The organism is Pseudomonas sp. CG7 (assembly GCF_023701885.1).
Classification (GTDB): Bacteria; Pseudomonadota; Gammaproteobacteria; order Pseudomonadales; family Pseudomonadaceae; genus Aquipseudomonas; species Aquipseudomonas zanjanensis.
This window is the reverse complement of record NZ_JABAEE010000074.1, coordinates 25202-31875: the sequence shown is the minus strand read 5'-3', so window position 1 is coordinate 31875 and position 6674 is coordinate 25202. Positions and strand designations below refer to the sequence as shown.

At 60.3% G+C, this 6674-nt stretch carries 6 protein-coding genes; 5 read left to right on the top strand and 1 reads right to left on the bottom strand.

The window, feature by feature from the left end; all coding sequences use genetic code 11:
* Positions 1 to 122 precede the first annotated feature (122 nt).
* The 4 genes from HGO40_RS30680 to HGO40_RS24295 all read left to right on the top strand — a co-directional run bounded on the left by HGO40_RS30680 (position 123) and on the right by HGO40_RS24295 (position 4080).
* Positions 123 to 953 carry a PAAR-like domain-containing protein gene (locus HGO40_RS30680; RefSeq protein WP_250965088.1) on the top strand — a complete coding sequence of 277 codons (831 nt, stop codon included), beginning with the start codon at positions 123 to 125 and terminating at the stop codon, positions 951 to 953.
* 22 nt (positions 954 to 975) lie between these two features.
* Positions 976 to 1887: a beta propeller repeat protein gene (locus HGO40_RS24305; protein WP_250965087.1), complete on the top strand. Its 912-nt coding sequence runs from the start codon at positions 976 to 978 to the stop codon at positions 1885 to 1887.
* A 94-nt stretch (positions 1888 to 1981) separates the two neighbouring features.
* Positions 1982 to 3241: a TIGR02270 family protein gene (locus tag HGO40_RS24300; RefSeq protein ID WP_250965086.1), complete on the top strand. Its 1260-nt coding sequence runs from the start codon at positions 1982 to 1984 to the stop codon at positions 3239 to 3241.
* A gap of 59 nt (positions 3242 to 3300) precedes the next feature.
* On the top strand, positions 3301 to 4080 hold the full coding sequence (locus HGO40_RS24295; RefSeq protein WP_250965085.1) for an SDR family NAD(P)-dependent oxidoreductase: 780 nt from the start codon (positions 3301 to 3303) through the stop codon (positions 4078 to 4080).
* A gap of 294 nt (positions 4081 to 4374) precedes the next feature.
* Here the strand turns inward: HGO40_RS24295 and HGO40_RS24290 are convergent, their stop codons facing one another.
* Positions 4375 to 5256 carry a LysR family transcriptional regulator gene (locus HGO40_RS24290; protein ID WP_250965084.1) on the bottom strand — a complete coding sequence of 294 codons (882 nt, stop codon included), beginning with the start codon at positions 5254 to 5256 and terminating at the stop codon, positions 4375 to 4377.
* A 116-nt stretch (positions 5257 to 5372) separates the two neighbouring features.
* Between HGO40_RS24290 and HGO40_RS24285 the strand changes: the two genes are divergently transcribed.
* Entirely contained in the window at positions 5373 to 6572 is a 1200-nt protein-coding gene (locus tag HGO40_RS24285) for an MFS transporter (RefSeq protein ID WP_250965083.1), read from the top strand.
* Positions 6573 to 6674 lie beyond the last annotated feature (102 nt).

The following is a 6674-nucleotide window of genomic DNA, read 5'->3' as shown; positions in this document are numbered from 1 at the left end:
TGTTTCACCCACCAGCCCCCATACGCTATTTCTGCCTGTCGCGTGGGCTCGGAGATGTGTAGTAGAGACAGCCCTATCCCAATACCGGCTTGGCCAAGGACACCACCCGGGGCACGCGAACGGTGAAGATCAGTGGCAAGGAGGCCATGCTCAAGGATAAGAGTTATTTCAAGACCAGTTATGGCGATGAGGCTGGAAACGCGCCTAAAAAGGGGATCATCACCGGCAAGATCAAAGGGAAAGTCTATTTCACAGCCTGGTCGATGAATGTGAAGTTTGAAGCTGAAAACGTCGTGCGAAATATGGACCTGACCACCCATAACCACGGATCGACAAGCAACACCGGCCCTTGGCCTTATCAAGATGCAATTGCGATGGATACCGCTGGTCACCCTTGCCAACCCATGGCAAAGGATATCAAGACCCAATGCTCGGGTGCCGAAGACAAAAGCGCCAAGTGTTGTAGCAGCCGTAAATGCCTGGTTATGCCGAAAACCCCGAACCGTTGTTGCAACGGCGCGGATGGCAAACCGATGACAGGCCACCACCTGCTTCCATCCAAGGAATTCGTCGCACATGTCAACCGAAGCTCCACCGACGCAACGACGAACTATGAATCGGACAAGGCCCCCTGTCTCTGTGTGGAGGGCCATAGCCATTCATTACGTACCGAGCATGGGCAGGTAGGGTGCAATTACACCGTAGAAAGAAATGCTTGGCTCGCTAATCCTGCCAACCGAGGCAAGGCCTATACCCTGGCCGTCGGTTGCGAGGTAGGCGCGAAGTCGGCGGTTGGCAAAGTCAATGTTCCACCCGGAGCCAAAGGATGTGACAAGGAGTGCCTGCAAAAGCAGTTGGAGGATGGCCACCAGAAGATGGAATTGACGGTGAAACCCAACGATCCGCTGCCCAGAGCGAAACAACCGCCAGCCGCCATAGTCTTGGACGATTAACAAACACGGGGATCGAGTGAAGATGAACGGAATATCAGATGCGGAGTTTATTGAAGGGGCCTTTATTCAAGAGGGTGTTAGTCCGGTCGCGGGCATCATCATCGCGGCCTGTACCGTTGGCGGCGATTATGACAACCCAAAGAACAGGATCGGCGTTAGAAAGCAGGATGTCTGGCTTGAGTTCGGATTGTCTGCAGAAGCTATTCTCTCGGTTGATGCCGCTATTGACGGCTCTGCTTACGTCTTGGGAGAGAATGGCTCAGTCGTGCGTTTCGACTGGAAATCGCCAACAACAAAAGAGGAACTCAAAGCCTCACGAAAGGCCTACGCAAACGCTGCCGTCAGTGACATTGGGCCACTGCGCAGAATTCGTATCCTGGGTGATGAGGTGATCTGCGCAGGATCGGTCGGCCAGGTCTATCGCTTGTCCGGCGATACGTTCGAGACGCTGCCGAAGTTAAGCGTTGGCCATCAGGAAGTGACAATTGAAGATATCGCTGGAAGCGGTCGCAGCGACTTTGTCGCTGTAACTTCCGATGGTTACGCTGCGCATTTCGACGGTAAGAACTGGTCGGTCATTGATCTACCCACCAACGCAAGTCTTACCAGTATCTGCCGGCTGGACAACGGTCACTATGTCATCGTAGGCAAGAACGGAACTGTACTGATCGGGGTTGCAGATCAATGGTCCATTATTCAGCCGATTGACACGAGCAGAAGCTACTGGGGAGTCGCGGCCTATCACGATGAAATATATGCAGCGCATTTGGCCGGTGTGGACAAAGTCGTCGGACAGACGTTGATTGCCTTGGATATAGAGGAAGCAGACCTCCAGTTCACAGTGCTTCGAAGCAGCAACGAAGGGGTATGGTCCTTTGCGGACAGGACGATTGGGTTGATCCGCGATGATCAATGGCAAACGATCATGAAGTGACGCGTGCCAAGGGCACGTAGCAATTGGGAGCCCAACGTCTGGCCAGTCATTCGAAGGTTCCTGTCGAAGAACCGCTGGAGGCAGAACATTCAACATGCCAGTCACTTCCATTGTTTTGGACCAACACGCCGAAGAAGCCAGCTTCCTCGCCATCCTGCGCGACTATGCCCTGCGCGCACCGCATTACGACATCGCCCACCTAGACAACCTCGATAACCGCCTCGACGCTCACCTCGACGGCTTGCGAATCGCCGCCCCTGGCGGCCTGGAAACGCTACTGGCCCAGCTCGGCCCGCACGCTGTCGGCGAAATGTTCGCCGGCGTGGTGCTGGCTTTCGAGACGGCCAATGGCAAAGCGCTGTCGCGGCTCAGCGCGCATTTGCGCAGCGCCTTGGAAACCGAGCGCGGTTACCTGATGGCCCTGGGTTGGCTCGACTGGGACCGGGTATCGCCCTGGATCGAGCGCATGCTCGCCTCCCCCGAGCCCCTGTTCCGTCGCCTCGGCCTTGCGGCCTGCGGCATGCATCGCCACGACCCAGGCCCTGCCCTACTGGCCGGACTGTCCGACGCCGACCCAAGCGTGCAGGCACGTGCCGCCCGCACCGCTGGCGAGCTACGTCGTCGTGACCTGCTGTCGGCGATTCGTGCCCACCGTCAGCATGAAGACGCCGCCACGCGCTTCTGGGCCAATTGGGCCACCGCCCAAATGGGTGATCAGCAGGCCTTGGAACCTCTGCGCACATTTGCCGAACGACCGGGCGAATTTCAATACCGCGCGCTTTGCGTGTTGCTGGCCTGGCAGGAGCGCGAGCCCAGCATCGCCTGGATACGCCAATGGGTACAGGATCCCAGGGATCGGCGCATCGGCATCCAGGCCCTTGGGCTGCTGGGTGATCCGGTCTGCGTCCCCTGGTTGATCCAGCAGATGAGCGACTTGCCCCATGCCCGCGTCGCCGGCGAAGCCTTCAGCTTGATCACTGGCGCGGACCTGGCGCTACTCGACCTGGAACTGCAAGCCCTGCCGGATTTCGATGCAGGCCCGAACGACAATCCCGAAGATCCCAATGTGACCATGGACCCCGATGAAAACCTGCCCTGGCCCGACCCGCAGCTAATCGAAAGCTGGTGGCAAGCCAATGGTGGCGATTTCCAGGTGGGTACTCGTTATATGCTGGGGCTGGCCCATGGCGAACACAGTTTCCAGCAAGCCCTGGTCCACGGCCAGCAAAGCCAGCGCATCGCCGCCGCCTGCGGCCGCGCCCGCTTTCGTCCCACCGAAGCGCTTTTCCCCACCAGCGCACCGGCCTGGCGGCAAAAGCGCTTGTTGGGGATGACTGCGGCATTCGGGCGATGATCAGGGTGTTTGTATAGCGCTGCGCCCCCCGACAATCATTTACACCCTTTGGAGGCACCATGCCGCACGTCATCGGAAAGAACCCCGTGGCACTCATCAGTGGGGTTGGCAGTGAGGTCGGAATCGGCATGGCAATCGCCCGCAGGTTGGGTGCCGCCGGTGCCAGACTGATCATCACCGCCAGCAGTGCACGCATCCTCGAACGCGTCGCAGAGTTGCGTGCCGAAGGGTTCGATGTCGAAGGACGGGCGCTCGATCTTACCGATGAAGACCAGGTCCATGAGGTTATGGCGGGGGCGGAGTCCGTCTGGGGGCAGGTCGATATTCTGGGGACCAACGCGGGCATGGCCATGCAAGGCAGTCCGGAGTTCTTTTCCGACCTGGCGACCATGGACCTGCACGCCTGGAACCTGACACTGGCGCGAAACCTCACCACGGCCTTTCTGCTTACGCGGGCGGTCCTGCCCGGCATGCGTGCGCGTCGTTACGGGCGGATTGTCAACATCAGTTCCACGACCGGCACCCGCTGCAGCAACCCCGGTGAAGCGGCTTACAGCGCCGCGAAAGCGGCAATGGTTGGCATGAGCATGAGCCTGGCGCTGGAAGTCGCCCAGCAAGGGATCACTGTCAACAGCGTCGCGCCCGGCTGGATCACCACGGGCTCGACCACCGACGAGGAAGCCAAGGCAGCCGGTTACACGCCGATGGGCCGGGCCGGACGTCCCGAGGAGGTGGCGGCATTGGTGGCTTTCCTTGCGTCGGCAGAGGCCAGCTACCTCACTGGCGAAGTCATCGTGGTGGATGGTGGGAACTGCCTGGTCGAGAACAAGGCGCCTTGATTCCCCTGTGGGAGCGAGCTTGCTCGCGATGGCGGTGGTCCAGCTAAATGAGTGTTGGATTGGCTGCCCTCTTCGCGAGCAAGCTCGCTCCCACAAGGGGCTGGGATAGACCTGAATGTTGCGCCTGCTCGCGATGGCGGTGGTTCAGCTACAGGGCCACGAGGGCTTCGAGAACGGCACGGTCCTGTGGCGAGGGAGCTTGCTCCCGCTGGGGCGCGCAGCGGCCCCAAAAAAGCGATCAACGCTGCGCGCTCAAGCGGGAGCAAGCTCCCTCGCCACAAAAGCGCCCAAGCGTCACTTGAATAATTCACTGCTCATGAAGTCAATGAATACCCGCAGTTTCGGTGCCAAATGTTTGCTGGAAGGCCAGAGCATGCGGAAGGTGTTCTGATACCGGTTGAAGTCATCCAGGACGGTGACCAGCTCACCGCTGGCGATGGCTTCACGCACGGTGAAGTCCGGCACGCAAGCAATCCCCAACGCATCGTGCACGACATGCAGCAACGCCTCGGTGGTGTTGCAGACCAGGGTCGCCGGCAAATTGAGATCCGGCGCCCCATCCCCGTTTACCGGCCAGACCTGCATCCTGCCAGTGCTGGGGAATTTATACAGCAGGCAGGCATGACGCAGCAGATCCGCCGGCACCTGGGGGGTGCCGTGTTCGGCGAAGTACCGGGGCGACCCGACCACAACCAGGGTGAACGTACCCAACGGGCGAGACATCAGCCGAGAGTCGTTCGGTTCTCCGGTCCGAATGACCGCATCGAAACCTTCCTCGATGATGTCCACCAGCCTGTCGGAAAAATCCAGATCCAGTTCGATACTGGGGTAGCGACGCATGAAGGCAATCAGCGTCGGCATGACCAGATCCGCAACCAGCGGCAAGCTCACGCGCAGCTTGCCCCGGGGTGCTTCGCGGGTTTGCGACAACTCCTGTTCGGCCGCTTCGACTTCGCAGAGAATGCGCCGGCAACGTTCGAGGAACAGCGCACCTTCCGCCGTCAGCGTGATACTGCGCGTGCTGCGATGAAACAAGCGTACCCCCAGCCGTTCCTCCAGCCGCGCCACGCTCTTGCCCACCGCCGAAGACGAAATGCCCAGCGCCCTGCCCGCTTCTGAAAAACTGCGGGTTTCGGCCGCACGCACAAAAAAATCAATCCCGCTCAGTGATTCCAAGCCAGCCTCCATTGCGGACATTTTTTCCGATGTGTTCAGCACTCTAGCATTCTTGTCTTGCAAAAGAGGCGCACTTACCGTGTTCGACACTTATCAGCGCTTCAGGCAGGTGCCCCATGACGATTGCCAATACCCATATCGATGCAGAGGTTGCTCAAGACACCGCACCGCTCCCCATCGGTTCACTGTTTGCCCTCGCGCTCGCCGCCTTCGTGCCGATACTCACCGAAGCCTTGCCCGCCGGCCTGCTCTCACAGATCAGCGAAGGGCTGGCGATCTCCGAATCCCTAGCCGGCCAGTTGGTCACGGTCTACGCCATAGGTTCCTTGCTGGCAGCCATACCGCTGACCGCCGCGACTCAAGGCATGCGGCGCAGGTCGCTGTTGTTGCTGGCCATTGCCGGTTTCGCCGTTGCCAACACGGGCACGACCCTTTCCACCCACTATGGTTTGACGATGGTCGCGCGCTTGCTGGGTGGCGTATCGGCCGGGTTGCTGTGGGCCTTGCTGGCCGGCTACGCCGCGCGCATGGTGCCCGAGCACCAGAGAGGCCGAGCCATTGCAATCGCCATGGTGGGCGCGCCCTTGGCGTTATCCCTGGGCGTGCCCGCCGGCACGCTGCTCGGCAACCTGATCGGTTGGCGGATGAGCTTCGCCATCATGAGCGTGTTCGCCGTCGCCTTGATGGTCTGGGTCCGTCTCAAGGTGCCCGACTACCCTGGGCAAGCCACCCATAAGCGCCTTGCCTTGGGTCAGGTCTTCACCCTTCCGGGCGCTCGCTCGGTGTTGTTCGTGGTGCTGGCGTTTGTCCTGGCGCACAACCTTCTCTTCACCTATATCGCCCCGTTTTTGACGGCGGCGGGCCTGGGCGAGCGGATAGATCTCGTCCTGCTGGTCTTCGGTGTCGCGTCGTTGCTGGGGATCTGGGTCGTCGGCGTGCTGATCGATCGCCACCTGCGGGCGTTGACGCTGGCCGGCACGGTGCTGTTCGCCCTCGCGGCATTGGCACTTGGCGCCATGAGCGACACGCCTGCTGTGGTTTATATCGCGGTAGCGGCTTGGGGAATCGCTTTCGGAGGGGCCGGGACACTGTTCCAGACGGCTATCGCCAAGACGGCCGGAGACGCGGCGGATCTTGCCCAGTCCATGCTGGTCACGGCCTGGAACCTCGCCATTGCCGGCGGCGGGATCGTCGGTGGTCTGCTGCTCGATCACTTGGGCGTCGTGGCGTTTGCGCCGGTCTTGGTCGTTCTCCTGCTGCTGACGTTGGCCGTGGTGTGGTTTGCAGAACTCCATGGCTTTGCGCAGAGCATCTAGCCAGAGGGTTCTACTACGCTTGGAGACTGATATCCCGGGTTGGTTTGCAAAATCAGGCAAGAATCAGCCCGGATCGTGCAACCCACCCCAACCATTCCTTCC

What these genes read in the sequence shown, in the direction of transcription:
- HGO40_RS24300 (WP_250965086.1), top strand. Translation starts at nt 1,982, where the DNA reads ATGCCAGTCACTTCCATTGTTTTGGACCAACACGCCGAAGAAGCCAGC.
- HGO40_RS24305 (WP_250965087.1), top strand. Translation starts at nt 976, where the DNA reads ATGAACGGAATATCAGATGCGGAGTTTATTGAAGGGGCCTTTATTCAA.
- HGO40_RS24295 (WP_250965085.1), top strand. Translation starts at nt 3,301, where the DNA reads ATGCCGCACGTCATCGGAAAGAACCCCGTGGCACTCATCAGTGGGGTT.
- HGO40_RS24285 (WP_250965083.1), top strand. Translation starts at nt 5,373, where the DNA reads ATGACGATTGCCAATACCCATATCGATGCAGAGGTTGCTCAAGACACC.